At 55.2% G+C, this 16468-nt stretch carries 12 protein-coding genes; 5 read left to right on the forward strand and 7 right to left on the reverse strand.

What is annotated here, in order from left to right; all coding sequences use genetic code 11:
* Positions 1-46 precede the first annotated feature (46 nt).
* Both CA54_RS26875 and CA54_RS26880 read left to right on the forward strand, forming a co-directional pair.
* Positions 47-1597: a class I adenylate-forming enzyme family protein gene (locus CA54_RS26875; protein WP_146374064.1), complete on the forward strand. Its 1551-nt coding sequence runs from the start codon at positions 47-49 to the stop codon at positions 1595-1597.
* Positions 1598-1861: 264 nt separating this feature from the next.
* Positions 1862-2482: a PEP-CTERM sorting domain-containing protein gene (locus CA54_RS26880; protein ID WP_146374065.1), complete on the forward strand. Its 621-nt coding sequence runs from the start codon at positions 1862-1864 to the stop codon at positions 2480-2482.
* A 49-nt stretch (positions 2483-2531) separates the two neighbouring features.
* Here CA54_RS26880 and CA54_RS26885 read toward each other — a convergent pair whose 3' ends face one another.
* The 3 genes from CA54_RS26885 to CA54_RS26895 all read right to left on the reverse strand — a co-directional run bounded on the left by CA54_RS26885 (position 2532) and on the right by CA54_RS26895 (position 6354).
* The gene (locus tag CA54_RS26885; RefSeq protein ID WP_146374066.1) at positions 2532-3746 is read right to left on the reverse strand and encodes an outer membrane protein assembly factor BamB family protein; all 1215 of its coding nucleotides are present in this window, start codon (positions 3744-3746) and stop codon (positions 2532-2534) included.
* Positions 3743-4927, reverse strand: coding sequence for a hypothetical protein (locus tag CA54_RS26890; RefSeq protein ID WP_146374067.1), 1185 nt, complete (start codon positions 4925-4927; stop codon positions 3743-3745). The genes CA54_RS26885 and CA54_RS26890 overlap by 4 nt, the downstream gene beginning before the upstream one ends.
* A 431-nt stretch (positions 4928-5358) precedes the next feature.
* A complete protein-coding gene (locus CA54_RS26895) occupies positions 5359-6354 on the reverse strand; it encodes a zinc-dependent alcohol dehydrogenase (protein ID WP_231963213.1) in 996 nt (331 codons plus the stop codon).
* Positions 6355-6753: 399 nt separating this feature from the next.
* On the opposite strand from CA54_RS26895, the gene CA54_RS26900 reads away from it, so the two are divergent.
* Positions 6754-7665 carry an HDOD domain-containing protein gene (locus CA54_RS26900; RefSeq protein WP_146374068.1) on the forward strand — a complete coding sequence of 304 codons (912 nt, stop codon included), beginning with the start codon at positions 6754-6756 and terminating at the stop codon, positions 7663-7665.
* Positions 7666-7674: 9 nt separating this feature from the next.
* Here the strand turns inward: CA54_RS26900 and CA54_RS26905 are convergent, their stop codons facing one another.
* On the reverse strand, positions 7675-8196 hold the full coding sequence (locus tag CA54_RS26905; RefSeq protein WP_146374069.1) for a class I SAM-dependent methyltransferase: 522 nt from the start codon (positions 8194-8196) through the stop codon (positions 7675-7677).
* Between the two features lie 441 nt (positions 8197-8637).
* Here CA54_RS26905 and CA54_RS26910 point away from each other — a divergent pair, with 441 nt between their 5' ends.
* The gene (locus tag CA54_RS26910) at positions 8638-9882 is read left to right on the forward strand and encodes an FG-GAP repeat domain-containing protein (RefSeq protein ID WP_197532866.1); all 1245 of its coding nucleotides are present in this window, start codon (positions 8638-8640) and stop codon (positions 9880-9882) included.
* 141 nt (positions 9883-10023) lie between these two features.
* Here CA54_RS26910 and CA54_RS26915 read toward each other — a convergent pair whose 3' ends face one another.
* On the reverse strand, positions 10024-13017 hold the full coding sequence (locus CA54_RS26915) for a hypothetical protein (RefSeq protein WP_146374071.1): 2994 nt from the start codon (positions 13015-13017) through the stop codon (positions 10024-10026).
* A gap of 366 nt (positions 13018-13383) precedes the next feature.
* Here CA54_RS26915 and CA54_RS26920 point away from each other — a divergent pair, with 366 nt between their 5' ends.
* The gene (locus CA54_RS26920) at positions 13384-13665 is read left to right on the forward strand and encodes a transcriptional regulator (protein ID WP_145378099.1); all 282 of its coding nucleotides are present in this window, start codon (positions 13384-13386) and stop codon (positions 13663-13665) included.
* Between the two features lie 117 nt (positions 13666-13782).
* On the opposite strand, the gene CA54_RS26925 is transcribed toward CA54_RS26920, so the two are convergent.
* Both CA54_RS26925 and gatA read right to left on the reverse strand, forming a co-directional pair.
* Entirely contained in the window at positions 13783-14754 is a 972-nt protein-coding gene (locus tag CA54_RS26925) for a bile acid:sodium symporter family protein (RefSeq protein ID WP_146374072.1), read from the reverse strand.
* A gap of 180 nt (positions 14755-14934) precedes the next feature.
* Positions 14935-16410, reverse strand: a complete 1476-nt coding sequence (gatA, locus tag CA54_RS26930; protein WP_146374073.1) for an Asp-tRNA(Asn)/Glu-tRNA(Gln) amidotransferase subunit GatA — start codon at positions 16408-16410, stop codon at positions 14935-14937.
* Between the last annotated feature and the right edge of the window lie 58 nt (positions 16411-16468).

Raw genomic sequence — 16468 nt, forward strand, 5'->3', positions numbered from 1 at the left:
TTTTTGAACGTTAAATTTCAACGTTGATAGTACAAAGGACCGACTTATGCCGATCACCGGCCCTCCGCTAGAAAAACCCGTGCTGCTCGCGGACATTTTGAAAATCGGTCTGGAGTCTAATCCCGATGCGGCGGCGATTGTTTCATCCGATAGAAGTTGGACGTGGCGGGAACTCGATGCGGCAAGTCGACGGTTGGCTGCCAATCTACTGGCCCTTGGCCTCAAACCGGGAGACCGAGCAGCTTCGCTCATGCCCAATCGGACCGATCTGGTGATCTATTATCTGGCTTGTTTAAAAGCAGGGCTGGTGGCCACGCCGCTGAACTATCGTTACCAGGCCCCAGAGATTGACCACGCGCTCGAAGTGACCGGTGCCTCGATCTTGCTGGCGCATGCAGAACGTGATGCCGATCTGGAACTCAGTCAATTGGCCGGACAATTGCCGTTGGGGCGCATCACCTACAATGCCGTCGACGACCGCCGGAGTTTCGAAGAACTGCTGCAAACAGAACCCACAGCGATGGACCTCCCTAGCCCGGCAGCTGATGAACCGGCGTTCATCTTCTTTACCTCAGGGAGCACCGGCAAACCCAAAGGGGTCACGCACACGCGCGAGACCTTCGGTTGGATGCTCGCCAGCGCCATTACTGGTTTTGAATTCGTCCCCGAGGATATTTTCCTACCCGCTTCGTCCATCTCGCATATCGGCGCTTCGCTGTTTTCGCTAGCCGGCTTGGCCGCCGGAATCCGCATCGATGTTGCGCATGCGATCATTGGGGAAGAGGTTTTAGTACTCTTGGCGAGCACCCGGCCGACAATGCTCTGCATGCTGCCGGCGGCGCTGTTTGCCTTGGTTCGCGACCACGGCGCGGACCACGAACATTTTCATTCGCTCCGCCTCTGTGTTGCCGGCGGCGACAAAGTCTCTGCCGAGTTGGAACGAGAATTCGTTGAGTTGGCCGGTATCGAAATCGACGAAACCTACGGGATGTCGGAGATCGGTTTGGCCACGATCAATCCGGTGTCGGGAAAAAATAAAGTCGGCTCCATTGGACGGCTCGCCCCCGGGTTTGCCGCATCGATACGGGACGAACAAGGCCGCGAGGTGCCGGTGGGAACCGATGGGCGGCTATGGATCCAATCACGCTCCAACACAATCGGCTACTGGAACCGCCCCGATGCCACAGCAGAAACCATTGTTGACGGTTGGCTCGATACGGGCGACGTGGTCCGCGTTGACGAAGAGGACTACCTGTGGTTTGACGGCCGGCAGAAGCAGATCATTATTCACGACGGTTCCAACATCTGCCCGCAGGAAGTCGAAGACTCATTGGTTGAACATCCGGCAGTAGAAAGCGCCGGAGTCGTCGGCATACATGACACCGTGCATGGAGAAAACGTCCGTGCCTATATCACTCTCACGGCCGGAACCGAGCGTCCGACGGTGGCTGAGTTGATCCACTTTTCACGAGCGCGCGTCGGCTACAAAGCGCCGGAGGAAATCGTGGTGCTCGACGAAATGCCGTTGAACGCGACGGGAAAAATCGACCGCGCCTCGCTGAAACGCATGGCCGAGTCCCGCAGTTTGCAGTCGTGATGTCGGCGCAGCTGTGGCTGTCTAATGACAATCGGTTAGTCCGCCGGAAAGCATCACGCCACCACTGTTCGCTGAGAAGCTCTATTTAGTTTAGTTAAATTTTGCCGATTCGAGGGATTTTTCTTGATGTCTGTTCTGTGACACTTCACGATAGAGCGCATGCTGAAGAGTTTGCTCTGTGGAAACTCTGCCAATTTCCAGCTCATTCGCAATCGTTTCGGTGCGCTGTTTGAGGCGAAATCACTATTCTAAGAAGGTCGAACCATGTCGAAGTTGATTTTGGGGGTTGTTGTCGTCATTGGTTTGGCTGTTTCCTCCCCACTTCAGGCCGGACAAACCTTTGATCTGCGTGACGCGAGCATTGAAGACATCGACGAGTCCGCCTCGTTCGATTTATTCGGAGCCAACGGGCTCGTGGTGACCGTCAGCGCTAATATTGGCGAATTGAATCGCACCAGCTCTGCATTCGGGATCAATGCGCCGTTAACCGGCGACGATACCGACACAATCGATGCCATCAATGGAATCGAAGCGGTCATTCTTACGTTTAACCGCCACGTCCTCTTTGATGCGATCACACTCTCGCTTTACACACCCGAACCATCTGCTGCGATTGAAGATATTGCAGGGTTGACGATCGGAGCGTTTCCAACGGTCTATCCCGTCGCCATCAATCCCGCGGTGGATCCCTATAGTTTCACCTCCGATAACTTCGTAGCCATCGGTCAGAGTGTGGAACTGCAATGGGTCCAGGGGAATGGTTTCAGCTTTGACAACTTCACGGTGTCCGTCATTCCTGAGCCGAGCACATTTGCCTTGCTCGGTATCGGCGGTGTGGCGCTGGTGGGTTACGGATGGCGGCGCAAACGACGGCAAGTCGCGTGATTACGGATCGCGCCGTGTTGCAGCTTCGCCGTGTTAATCTTTCAGCGTGTTATTCTTTTTCAGTAATTTTCCACAGATGTTCATCGCTGCGGACATACAGCGCGCCTTTGGCAGCTGCCGGCGTGCAGAGGATCGTGTCGACGAATTCCGCCGAGTGCACGAGTTCTCCTTTTTTGCCCGTTAAATCAACGACTTGCGCCAGCCCTTTTTCGCTGAACAAATACATCTTGCCGTCGGCAATCACCGGTGTTCCGCTAAAGGGCCCTTTGAGCCGCAGTTGCCATAGCATGTCGCCGTTGGTCGCATCGCCGGCACGGAGGACCCCGGCGCGATTTGTTGTATAAACGCGGCCGTCATACACGATGGGACTTGGCGTCGAAGGCCCCAATCGCTGCTCCTGCCAGACGACTTCCGGAGCATCGCTGTCGGGAATATACCGTAGCGCGGTTAAGCCTTGGGACGGCACGTACAACATATCCCCCACCACGGTTGCCGAAGGAATCGTTGCACACTCGGCTGCGTGCTTCCAAACTTCTTGGCCGGTTTGCGGATCGTAGCCGATCAAGTTTTCAGCCGATTGCAACACGACGAATTTCTCATCCGGCGTGCGTCCGGACAAGACGGTCGGCGAGGTCCAGTTGTTTCCCACCGGCCGGTCGATTTTCCATGTTTGCTCTCCCGTTTCGACATCCATCGCCGTGGCAAACGATTCACTCGCGTTTTCGACTTGCACAACCACTTGATTGCCAACCACGACCGGGGACGAAGCCATGCCCAGGCTGTTACTCGCATTAGGAAAGTCGTGCGTCAAACCACGAAACCATTGCAGATTGCCGTCAAGGTCCAAACAGATCAGATCGTTGGAAGAGAAAAACGCAAAGATCCGCTCGCCATCGCTGGCGGGTTGCGGCGTGGCGTTGCACATCTTGGGATGCGACATCGTGCGCCCCGTCGCCAAAAACTGCCGATGCCAAATCGTGGCGCCGGTCTGCGCATTGATGCACAGCACATGCAACCGGTCTTGGCGAAAGCCGGAACTGGCAGTCAGATAGACCCGATCGCCGATGACAATCGGTCCTGACAGTCCCCGACCCGGCAGATCGACCGTCCAGGCGATGTTGGTGCCGTCGCTGATGTCGAATTTTACGGGCAGTTTCTCGGCCGAGATTCCGTTGGCGTCGCTGCCGCGAAATTGCGTCCAGTCGGCTCCCATTTGCGTGATGGACAACAGGGCCAGACTGACGAATACAAGATGCTGTTTCATGAGTTGTCTCCACTTTCGGTCTTGTCTTTGGCTTCGTCTGGGACGACGCGCGGGGGACGGTTGGCGGAGAGGATCGCCGTGCCGACCGGGTCGCAAACCCGCAACTGAAATTCCCATTTTTGTGCCCACGATTCCTTCTGCTCGTTTTGACAGACCTTGATCAAAATGTCATTGCGGCCTTTGCGCAGTTTGGCGGGAAACTGGTATTGGTCCAATCGTGTTCCATGATGGTATTCTTCGCGACCGAAAACCAATTCGCCATTGACCCACACCTTCCAAGCGTTGGGCGTGCCGAGTCGTAATTCGACCGACCGGTCTTCGTCGCTCACAAAATCGGTATAGGCATAGGTCACCGCTCCCTTATGCGCGGATTGCGCTTTGGTGAGATCGACAATGCCGTAATCATCGGCGGTGGCATAATCGATCCAGCTGACCTCGGTCGAGTCCTTGCCCTGGTATTTGCCGTCGGGATCGATTTTCGTTTCCGGAGGATAGGAAACATCAAAGCCTGCTTCGTCGGAATTGTCGAACGGTCCGATCAGTTTCCAGGAAAGCAATAATCCAAAGTGTTCGGGCAAGTCGACCTCCTGCCCCAGTTCTCGGAGTTTGTCGACGATGCTTTTGATCTGATCATCATCCCGCGCACCAGTCAGAGCCATTTCATAGATCGGCTGCGACTCTGATTTTTTGCCGTCCTCAAAGAGCGTGTCCGCCTGTGTCAGCAACCGGGCGACGGCGTCGCGGCGGAATTCGACACTGGGGTCGTTGAGCATACCGGGAATAATGCGGCTGGTTGCCGTGTCGTCGACTTTGACTAACCACTCATAAGCCACGCGCCGCGCCCGCGGATCGTGACGGGTATCCAGCACGAACGCCTCCAATTGTTTTTTCGGCAGCGTCTTGGTCGTCTTCAACCGTTGATCGGCGAGCGATTCGAAAGCACCGCGGAGCCAATTGACCGCCAGCGGATTGGCCCCCGAAAAGGCCTCCAAGACGGTCGTCAGCGAGACGTCATCATTTTTCAGCAGTTCTCGAATCGCCTGTTGCGCTTGGCGATTCCCCTGAGCCTGTTGATCAACGGATTTAATATCGTTCAGCAACGTATCTACGTCAGCAGCAAACGTTGCGGAGGAAAATCCCCCCAACAGACAAACAACGAGTAGACAGCAATGGATTTTCATATGCGAGAGGCCTTGATGGAAGTGGCTTGCAGCGTAAGTCCATACAAACAATTTCAAAACCAAGTTGTACTTGTTCAAGAAACTTTCAGATCAGTGTCCGTGAAACGAGTCAGAGGGTTTTAAAACAACCTGTAGGACAATCGCGAGATTTCAACCGTTGGCCCGACCGGCAGAAATCCCTGCAGCAATCCTACAAACTCCCGCCCAAAGTCTAAAGCCTTCTTTGCAAGAGGACATCAGGCTGAGTAAACCGGCTTGAGCAACAATAGAGATTTCGCGACAGGTGGTGAGGCCTGAGGGAACAGGCTTGAGGGTGGTAGAAGGAACATCAACCGCGACAGGCAAACAAACTGAGCCCCCCAATCCCAACCTATCTCGCCCCCATAAATTCTGGCCACCGGCCACTAACCACCGGCCACTAATTTTCCTGCCTACTGCCCTCCCGCAGCCGGAAATTCAACCATCACCTTCAGCGCCCCATCGGTGCGATTCAAAAACACCTCATAGGCTTCTTGGATTTTCTCCAGTGGGTAGCGGTGTGTGATAATTGGCGAGACGTCGATGCGGCCTTCGGCGATCCACCGCATGGCGAGCGGAAAATCGCGTTCGAAACCGGGTTCGACGCTCGTTACGAGCTTCAGGTTATTGCGCCACATTTTGAGCATGTTGACGTTGTGGATCTGTTCGGGAGGGACACCAAAGAACAGAATCGTGCCGAACTTGCGCGTGAGGTCAATGCACAGATTCAGCGTCTGATCTTTGTGTCCGACCGCCTCGATCACCAGGTCGGGCAATTTGCCGCCCAGGATTTTTTGCACTGCGGAGACGGGGTCTTCGGTCGCATTACAAATCGTAGCGGTCGCTCCCATCTTGGGACTGGTATCCAGACGCGATTGAAGTTTGTCGATGCCGATAATTTCCCGCGCACCCAGATTACGCAAGGTGGCATTGAACAACTGGCCGATGGGGCCTTGTCCGACCACGACCACATCGAGATCCATCACGCTGGGCAGCTTGGACAGCGCATACATCACCGTCCCCAGCGGTTGGGCCATCAAGGCGTTTTCGACATGCGGACGGTCGTCGACGTGGATCGTGCGGTTTTCGCTGTTACAAAAGCGTTCGAAAAAGCCGACCTGATAGACCGGCACGGTGAGCACCTGTTCCCCTTTGTGGAATTTCTCGCCATTGGTATCGGCAACCCGGCCGATCATCTCGTGCAGCGAATGTCCCACTTGCTGCGGAAACTCGGTCGGTTCGCCGTTGAAGTCGCCATCGAAAAAAGGCAGGTCCGATCCGCACAGACAGGTGTAGTGCGGCTCGAAAATAATCTGCGGATCCCCGTCAGGCCCGGGCCCGTTCAGCTCTGGTTCGGGAACATCAATAAGTTCGATCTGTCGATGAGCAACAATATGGCCGGCTAACACGGTAGGAACGTCCTCGGTTGGGAATGGGGCAAATCTAGAATCTGCTGTGGCTTGCGGCTGGTCCACTTGTACGGAATGTGCTTTGCGTCGAGCGCAACATGAAACCGACGAAGCACGACCACCGACGGCTGAATAGCATATTCCACCACCCGGGTTTTCGCAACAATCTACGACGAAAGGAGTTGAATCAGCAAAACGTCAATAGCACGCACGAACATCGAAATCCGTACGAACCACACGATTGCACTAGAAGATGCAATACGTTTCGGAGGGGAAACACTTTTGAGGCAGCTTTTCCCAGAAAGGCCGCTTTGCTGGGTACATGACCTATGTTTTAGCGACCAAAAACCGGCTCTGAACCACTCCAGCTCTCATCCCCCCTACTGAAAGGGTCTGACCATGGTCGACTGGACTGAAATGCGAAAATCACTCATTGGTGACCCCGAAAAGTCGTCGATCCCCTCGCGCGTAAAGGTGCCGATCCTGCCGCTGGCAGTGATGAAGTTCAATCGTCGAGCGGAAGACCCGCAGGTAACGGCTGTTGAGTTGGGAAAAATCATCGAAACCGACTCGGGTTTAACCGCGGCGCTGCTGCGGCACATCAACTCGGCCGCGGTGGGCCTCAGCCAAAAAGCGACCTCAGCGCAGCAAGCCGTGGGCCTACTGGGGTTTCGTGAAACCTCGTTGTATTTAGTCGCGAAAGCCATGGAACGCTCGATGCAGGGCCGCGAGTCGAAGCTGATCAATCTTCGCAACTTCTGGGCAGGCAATCTCGAACGGGCCATTTTTGCGCGAGAAGTCGCGCGGTTGTTAGGTGCCGATCAAGACTTGGCTTTTTCAGCGGGCATGTTGCAAGATTTCTTATTGCCCGCGCTGACCAATGACATGTTCACCAGCTACTACGGGTTTACGGAAGCACAACTGGAGCGGCCGCGCGAATTGGTCACATTTGAGGAAAAATCATTCGGCTGGAATCATGCATTGGCCGCCGGCCAAATCATGTATGGCTGGGATTTCCCCGACGACTTAATCTGTTGCGTCGTATTGCATCATCGCGGGCTGAAATTGTTCAACGATCCGCAGCTCCGCACGACGGCAGCGGCAGCTGTAGCCGCATCATCTCTGATGCCTGACCCGCTCAAACAAATCCCCAGCGGGCTGGATCAACTGGTAAAACTCGGCAAAAAATGGAAGGCTTTTGATCTGGTCAAGATAGCTAATCTCGTCGACCAGAAATTCGCCGAACTGTCCCCCGTGGACAACAGCCAGTTCTCGTTTCGCCGCTACTGCCAAAAAGCACTGGCTGTGTGAATGCGTCCTTCACTCCGCAACGCGAGTCGTCCACCAAACATTTCCCAACTTGGTGACATGAAATTTGTCTGCCTTGCCGCGTCCCATTTGCATGGCCCAACGCTGCACTGCATCGATCACGCCGGGGTGGTCCGACTTGCCGTAATCGCACCCGCAAAATAGTCCGCCCAGTTTGACCTTATAAAACCAATCCCGCATGCTGCGGAAATAGCTGTTTTTTAAATGATCGGCATCAATAATCACAAAATCCAACCCGGCTGTGGGCGCTAATTCCAGCGCCTTGGGATGACTGGTGGGGCAACTGAATATTTGTCGCCGCGATGAAAACCGGGAAGTATTATGAATCGCCGGTCGGCAAGCTTTTTGATCGTTCCATTTGTCGATCATCAACAGCTCTAACCGGCCGAAACTCCCCAACAATGCTTCCGAGGTTTTGCCATCGCAAACGCCAATCTGGGCCCCCTTTTGAGGCTGGCCAAAATGGTCGCGAATTAATTCGATGAGCGCCCCGCGCTGGGCTACTTTACTCATGCCAGAATTCCTTACCCTGCAACAGTTGGCCATTCTACGTCATTACGAAAAATAGAGCGTGTCCGCCAACGTAAAAACACCCTCGCCTTGAGAACGACTTCGAGGATATGAGCAGCAAGAACCCGTTTTCAATAGGCCTTGCGAGCGATTTCAGCTAATCGAGGTCAATCCCCTAATGAACGCACAAAATAAGTGGGAAACGACGCAGAAATGCCAGGCAGTGTAATGGATTACCCTTGGAAAATATGCGCTGTCTTTGCTGTGGTTTCTCAACAAAATTGAGCAAGCGGAATCTCGCAATAACTTGTCGATGCTTCGACAGCCGTCACGGGCTAAGTTCTCCAAAGAAGCGTTGTCATACAACTGCTCTAAGTGCGGCCAGCTCAAGGGCGTGCTAGTATGGGTGGCATCCTCCCACTTACCCCCAACTGGAGCAACACCATGCGACACCCCGCTGCCATTCTTTTCCTCCTGGTTTGCAGTGCCTTGCCGAACGGTTTTGATTGTTGTCGAGCCGACGAGCCCGTGCCATCGATTCAGTTTTCCGAACATCTGATCGCCGACAAATACGCCTACGCTTACGGCATTGCCGCGGCGGACTTTGATCGTGACGGCGACCTCGATTTGACCAGCGCCGATTATACGCCGCACAACATGCTGTACCTGTTCGAGAACGACGGTCAAGCTGCGTTCAAACGGCACATTATCCAAAAGGACGATCCTGAACGGCTCGAACGGCATCTGGTCGGCGATGTTGACGGCGACGGTGATCTGGATGTGGTGATTGTCAAAAACCTCCGCGGCGATTTGCTGTGGTTCGAGAACAATGGCAAGCCGACCGACGGGACATTGTGGTCGCGGCATGTGATCACCACCGATTTGCCGGGAGCCTATGACGTTGCCTTGGCCGATTTCGACCGCGATGGCGATCTAGACGTAGCGGCGTCGAGTTGGGTGCTGGGAAATCAATTCGCCTGGTTCGAAAACGACGGCTCGCCCGGGGAGGGAGCCTGGAAAAAACGGGTCATCGAACAGGACATCCTCGAAACCCGCACAATGCGTGCCGCCGATTTCGACAACGACGGTGATATGGACTTGCTCGGCACCGCGCGACAAGCCCCCGCGGTGCTCTGGTATGAAAACACGAAAACGGACGGCGAGGTACATTGGACCAAACACGTGATCGACGACCAATCCCCCTGCCCCGCTCACGGCAATCCGGCAGATATGGATGGCGATGGCGACATGGACGTGGTGATGGCGTTGGGGTTTTATTACCGCCCGGAAAGCGATGATGGCAAAGCTTCGACAAAACGGGAAGACAACAAAATCCTCTGGTACGAGAACAATCTAGCAGAGCCTGGACCGTGGAAGCAGCACGTGATTGGCGCCGAATTCGACGATGCCTTTGAAGCCATCGCCGGTGATTTAGATGGCGATGGCGACATCGACGTTGCCGCCACATCCTGGCGCAATCCCGGCAGCATTGCTTGGTTTGAGAATCTTGGCGACTCGAAGAAAACCTGGAAGCGGCACATGCTCAAAGAGAATTGGCGGAGTGCGAATCAGGTGATCATCGCCGACATCAACGGCGATGGCCGTCTAGACATCGCTGCCTGCGCCGAACACGGCAGTTACGAATTCCGCTGGTGGCGCAACGAAGGCCGAAAACTAAAAGCAGACTGATAAACCGCTAAATGTAGGGTGCGTCGCGACGCACCTTTCGATGCAGGAAGTCGGACGATCCCAATGAAAAAGACACCGCAAACGTTTCGACAACAGTCTTCATCGCGGAAGTCTTATCCCACTCCCACATGAACCGGGGCACTAACGTTGTCGCGCATCGTTGCGGCGGGAATCGTAACGTTGGGTCGGACGCTCACGTCCCTGCGGCTTGGCCATGCCTTGCACTCTTCTCCGGTTGACTGGAACTGTGAGAATGTGCCGGGGATCGTAATGTTTTTCGCCGCGGAAACCTCCGATTGACCGCGAGGGCGTCACGGCAATCACCTGCAGTTGATCAATCAACACATCCCCCATACCGGTCAAACTCAACGTCAGCGTCATCGGACCGCTGCTGTTCGCTTCGCGAAACAACTCAAAGCGTTGCCAGCCCTCAGTCGATTTCCAACGCAGTCCTTGTGCCGGGCCGGCCAGACTATCGTAGAACAGCAGCCCATCGGCGCTCCCCGTGATGTCTCTCCGGATACGTATTTGGCCACGGATGTGAATCAATTGTCCGCTTTGCACCGTGAGCGGTGGCGTGGTCACGGTGACGGGTGGTTCAGGAACCAGCAGTGGAATTCTTTCCGCATCCAACGGCAGCGCAGCCAGACGCAGGCTATATTGTCCGCCCCCCGGCGAGGAGTGCGGCGCGAGTTCTGCATTTGCATGAATGCCGGAGGACTCCCGCTGTTTGTGTTGCCACCCCTCGGCGATCATCGTATCGAGATCCTCAAAGTCTCCCGACCGCAACAAGTTGTCACCCGCGGAAATCTTACTGCCAAAGCGGGCCATCATGTCCCAATGATCGGGCAATGTTTGATAGCACAAGGTGTGCGGACTGGAGACCGGGCTGGAGAGATTGCGTACGGCATCGTTCCAATGTCCCCGCTGCAGAATCCTCAGCGCTTGCATCGCCTCGCCGCTCAAGATCCTCGCTCCATTAAAGTCCTTTCGTCGCAACGCTTCCCGGGCGTTTCGCAAACTGGATTCGCATTTACGAATGTTGCCCAATCCGTCTCCCTGCGGATATCCCAGTTCAACAAGCTCACGGTCAATCGCGCGGACCCGTTCCAATTTGGTTTCTGCCAACCGGAGTGAGACCGCGGCGCTTTCCGGCGCCATCGCATAGACTTTGCGATCCAGTTCCATTTTCAATCGTGGATTGGACGTCAGCAGGACCATGGCGGTCTGATCGAACTTCTGCAATGTGATTTCTAATCCGCCGGCGACGCGGCGACTCCGCCCGTCCAGGCTGTGCACTCCGGTGGTCGTAATTTCAAAGGCGACCGCAGTAGCCGGGACACCGGGAACGGTCATTCGCACATCTTCGCCCCCCAACCGTCCGGGAACGAATTGTGCCCCTTCCTCGAGCCAAGTGGGTAAAATCAACAGATTCCCATCGACTGTTTCCAGCACAGCCGCTTCGAGTTCTTTTCTGAGTCTCGGTTGTTGCCGCAAATCATCCGTCCGCGCGCGCAACAATTCATCTTTCCGCCGCCGCGCTCCTGCACTGCCGCCGAACAGGTTGCTTTGGCGAAGCTGCTGTTTGCGTTGTGAAATCTTGACAGGAACTGTTGATCGCAATGTCGCTGTCGCTAGCCACGGTTCGATCAGATCCAATTCCATATTCAACAACTGAATGATCAACTTGCGTTCCAATCCTCCGGGACGCTCTTCGTTCAAATCGCTCGACTTCATGAAACCGATTCCGCGATTGCCCGCCTGCAGCGCCGCATAAAGCTGTAGGCGAATTTGCTCCGGCTCGACAACCACCGGATGCCACCCCGCAGCCACGCGCCACCCATCGAGTTCGGGCGAAGGTTCCGTTTCGATCCAAGTCCAGCAAAACGAACCGGGACGGGCCGCATGTCGTTTCGCCATCAAGGCTTCACGATACTCACGAAAGTTCAAACTGGTATGCAACACATTCCGCGAAACACCGAGCATCTTGAACAGTCGCGAGTAGGACAACTCCAACCCCGCCACATCCCCCATGAACGGACGGTTATATTTTCGGTCCGCGCCGCGCAGTGTTTCGATCCAATTGGTGATCAAGGATTTGTCGTCAGCAGGAATTCCCGTTCCCAGATACCACGCCAAAATGCCTTCGGTGTCTTTTGAAAACGGGGCCAAGTTGGCCGTCCGTGCATCATACATCGTGCCATCCGGTCCGATCGCTTGCGGCGGAATGGCGATCATCCACAGCCCCTGCGCCCGCAGTTTTTTCAGCACCGCTACATTCGCGAAATCCGGTATCCACGCGGTATTGAAGCGCAATCGCGCTAACTCGGCCGGATCCTCGTTATGATAAGGGAGGATGCGCAAAAAGGTCGGCTTGTCTTCTATTGTCAGTTGATCCAGATGAAATTTGGCGGGGGTTGATGTTGCGGACGCGTCCTCGCGGTGGTCAACTGGAATAATAGTCTGGGGTCGCACGCGCGGTCCCAAGTGCATGTCATCTAACAAAAACTTGACCGGCCCGGCCAACGACTTGGCTGTCAAAAACGCACGGTCGACATACATACCTTCGGTGTCGATTTCGGTCTTTTCGTAATAGTTTCGCGCCCAACCGATTGTCTTGAGCACCGCACGTTTGGTCGTACGGCAAGAAAGCTGCTGCCAGCGGCCTTCTTCGTCGGTATAAGTATCGCCCTCAAGTGGAATCATGAGCGGCGCTTTACCGGTTGTGGTGTCAATCTCGTTGGGTAACACCAATCGTAGCGATAATTGGCAGCCGGGCTGTTGGCAGCGGACCCATAACGAAAGATGCGTTTCACCTAATAGAACCTGTGTCGCCGGCAATGAGTGCCGCAACTCCACCAAAGTCCCTTCGTCAGTCGCTTCGAAATTCAGAAATTCCGCACCTTGCCCCTTGTGGGCTTGATCCACACGGCGGTGGTCAATCAGTCGACATTGCCCTTTGTCGAACTGCAAAAACCAGGAGGTCTTGCCGGGGGAAACGTCTTCGAAATCTTCAACGAATTCTGCAGCAGCGCAGACGCCCCCCAACCACAACAGCAGGCCCAACAGGAACCCGCCGAAATGTAGCCAAAACCTGAGACTTTTGTGCGGTTGAGAACGACTCTTCTCATCCATGAGAAGTGGTGTCTATTAGAAGGGGTGATGTCGAGGAAATCAGAAAAGTGAGAGAACAGCCCATGGCCCGCGAATCAGCCCGATTTTGATTGTGTGCCGCTTCGAGGTGCTGATGCACCAGACATGTTGCCATTTCGCAACATGTGCCCAAAGAGGCAATCGGACGTAACTGCCAGATATTATAGCAACTTGCGATTTAGGCCAACCCGAAGGCGTTGTCGTAAAACCACACAACCCTATCCATGTCGAAAAACCTCATTTGACGCAAACACTTACACTAATGCCACTTGCGTAAAACCATCTTGAAACACTGCCTCTCGGCGCGGAAAATGCGTAAAATAGCAAAAACAGGAGAACAACTATAAGATGACTGGACACCCAAGATTGAACGATAAAGACACCGAGGAACTTCCTCGCGAACTACTGGAGCTGGGACGGCAAATCGCCAACCTGCCTAGCGAATACCAAGCCGATATGGGGCGGGTCTACGATCAGGTCGTCGACTCCGCACGCCGTCGCCGCCGTATCCTATCGCTGGTTCAAGAAGCCCTTTCGCAACTGCGTTTGGACATCAAATACCTGATGTTCGACCTGCAGGTCACTCGCGACGAGCGTGATGCGCTGCGTCAGGATTCTTCCGAAGACTAGTACATCGTCAAATTCTATAACGTTGGGTGCCACTGGCTTTGCCAGTGTTCCGCAAGGATCGCCCTACCCCAATACATGAATCGTGACGCACCTGTCATGCCAGCGTCTGGCTGACGGTTAGTCGTCGTCAACCATTATCGGCGACGATTTCACGCTTGGGGCCTCCACGGGTCGCAGTCGCCAGAACTGCGCCAATATCGTGCCGGTGAGCATACACCCAAACGTATACAAAGCCGGTGGAATCATTGTGCTCGGTTCATCCGGATAGAGTTGGCTCGCCAAAACGGTTCCCAACCCGGCATTCTGCATGCCGACTTCCAGCGTCAGCGCCCGCCGCATCGGCTCACTGAACCGCAAGGCCTTGCCGCCGAGGAACCCCGCGGCATAACCGGCCACGTTGATCAGCAGCAGCGCGCCCCCCAATGTCGAAGCGTGCTCGGTGATGGCATCCCGCTTATTTGCGAACACAGCAGCGACGATCCACAGGATCGTTAAATTGGCAATCACCGGTCCCAGCCATTGCATCACCGACTGAAATTTGGGCAACCGCCGACTGAGCAAATGCCCGATCACGACCGGCCCCACCACTTGATACAGTAACTTGATCGAGACATCGACCGGGGAAACAGTGAGTGACTTGCCCAGAAACAACCAAAACGCTGCTGGCACAAATAGCGGAGACAACAGCGTCGCACTCGTGGTCAAGCTGACCGAATAGCTAACATTGCCTCCCGCGGCCAGGGTGAGCACGTTGGATGCCATTGCCCCCGGCACGCACCCCACAATGATCACGCCCACCATCAACTCCGGACCAAACCCAAACAACCGGCCGACTCCATAGGCGAATAGCGGCATGGTGGTGTATTGCAGCAGCGTCCCCTGTAAAACGGTCGGCCAATGCGCCGCAACATTCCGCACCTCGTCACTGGGCAACAGAGCCCCGATGGCAAACATCGTGACGATGATCAGGTAGGACAAATACGGCGTGCTTTCCACGAATGGATCAAACGACGTCGGCCCCCACTGCGGCCAAAAATAGGCCACTAAACAAAGCAGGCTCAACCAGGCCAAGAGATAACGTTGCAGCATATGACGTCCAATACGATCAACAACAATGTAGGGTGCGTCGCGACGCACCTTTCTAGGCAGGACGTTTGACTGAAAAGCAGAAAACAAATCTCACGCAACGGCCAGTCATGCTGCATGTTGTAATCACGACTGCTTCAACAACGCTTCAGCATGGTGATGATGCAACCCGCATCCGCTGCGCTACGATGATTGCCCGGCCAGCGGAGCGCGTTGTGTGTGCCAGTTGGTTTCGCGTTCAAACATGCGTGCGGCGCGCAATACGCGATCTTCTTCCAGCGGTGGAGCTAAGACTTGCAGCCCGATCGGCAGTCCGTCTGAACTCATGCCTGCAGGAATCGAAATGCCCGGCAAACCGGCCAGATTGGCGCTCAGTGTATAAATGTCCGACAAATACATTCCCAACGGATCATCGTCGTGCGCACCTAACTTAAATGCGGGGGTCGGCGACACAGGTGAGACAATCACATCGACGTCCTGAAACGCCGTATCAAAGTCCTCACGGATCAACCGCCGCACTTTGAGCGCCTTGAGATAATACGCATCGTAGTAGCCTGCCGAGAGTGCATAGGTCCCTAACATCACCCTCCGTTTGACTTCATGCCCAAAGCCCTCGCCACGGCTGGCGGAAAACATGTCGATCATGTTTTCAAACGACTCGGCCCGATGCCCGTAGTGCACGCCGTCATACCGCGCCAAATTGCTCGATGCTTCCGACGGAGCAATCAGGTAGTAGACCGAGACAGCATACTTCGAGTGCGGCAAACTGATCTCGCGCAGCTCTGCTCCCTGCGATTCGTAGACCCCTAACGCGTTATTGATTGCTGTTTCGACTTCAGGATCAAGACCGTCGACAAAGTGTTCTTTAGCGACGCCGATCTTCAACCCGGCCAACGGTTCCTCGACTGTTTTGCTATACGGGTGAACCGGTGTGTCGATGCAGGTCGAGTCGCGATTGTCATACCCGGACATCGCTTCGAGCAACAACGCTGCTCCGGCGGTATCGTTAGCGAACGGGCCGATTTGATCCAGCGAACTAGCAAAGGCCACCAATCCGTAGCGAGAAATCCGGCCGTAGGTCGGTTTCATGCCAACCACGCCGCAGAATCCTGCCGGTTGACGAATCGATCCGCCGGTGTCGGTCCCAACCGCCAGCGGCGCCATCTGAGCTGCCACTGCCGCCGCCGAACCTCCACTTGATCCTCCCGGCGCTCGCTCAAGATTCCAGGGATTGCGAGTCGCACCGAAAGACGAATGCTCGGTCGACGATCCCATGGCAAATTCATCCATGTTCGTCTTGCCGATCAGCACCGCACCGGCGTTACGCAACAACGTCACCGCATGCGCATCGTAAGGAGGAACATAGTTCGCCAACATCTTGCTGCAACAAGTTGTCGGCACACCCCGCGTGCACATGATGTCTTTGACCGCCACAGGCAATCCTGCTAGCAGCCCCAGTTTCTCCCCAGCTTGCCGCTGACGATCGACCTCCCGCGCCGCTTCGAGTGCTGCGTCACGGTCGACATGCACAAACGACTTCACGTCTTCGTCGTGCGCGGCGATCACGTCCAAATAGGCGGTCGTCACTTCTTCGCTGCTGGTATCCCCCCGCTCCATCCGTGCAAGAAGTTCCGCGGCGGTCGCACCGACAATCGACATGGCTGTAGGTCTCGAATGGGGAGTGATGATTTGACCCGCGAAGATTTTTGCAGTTCTC

It is taken from the genome of Symmachiella macrocystis (assembly GCF_007860075.1).
In the GTDB taxonomy this organism is placed as follows: Bacteria; Planctomycetota; Planctomycetia; order Planctomycetales; family Planctomycetaceae; genus Symmachiella; species Symmachiella macrocystis.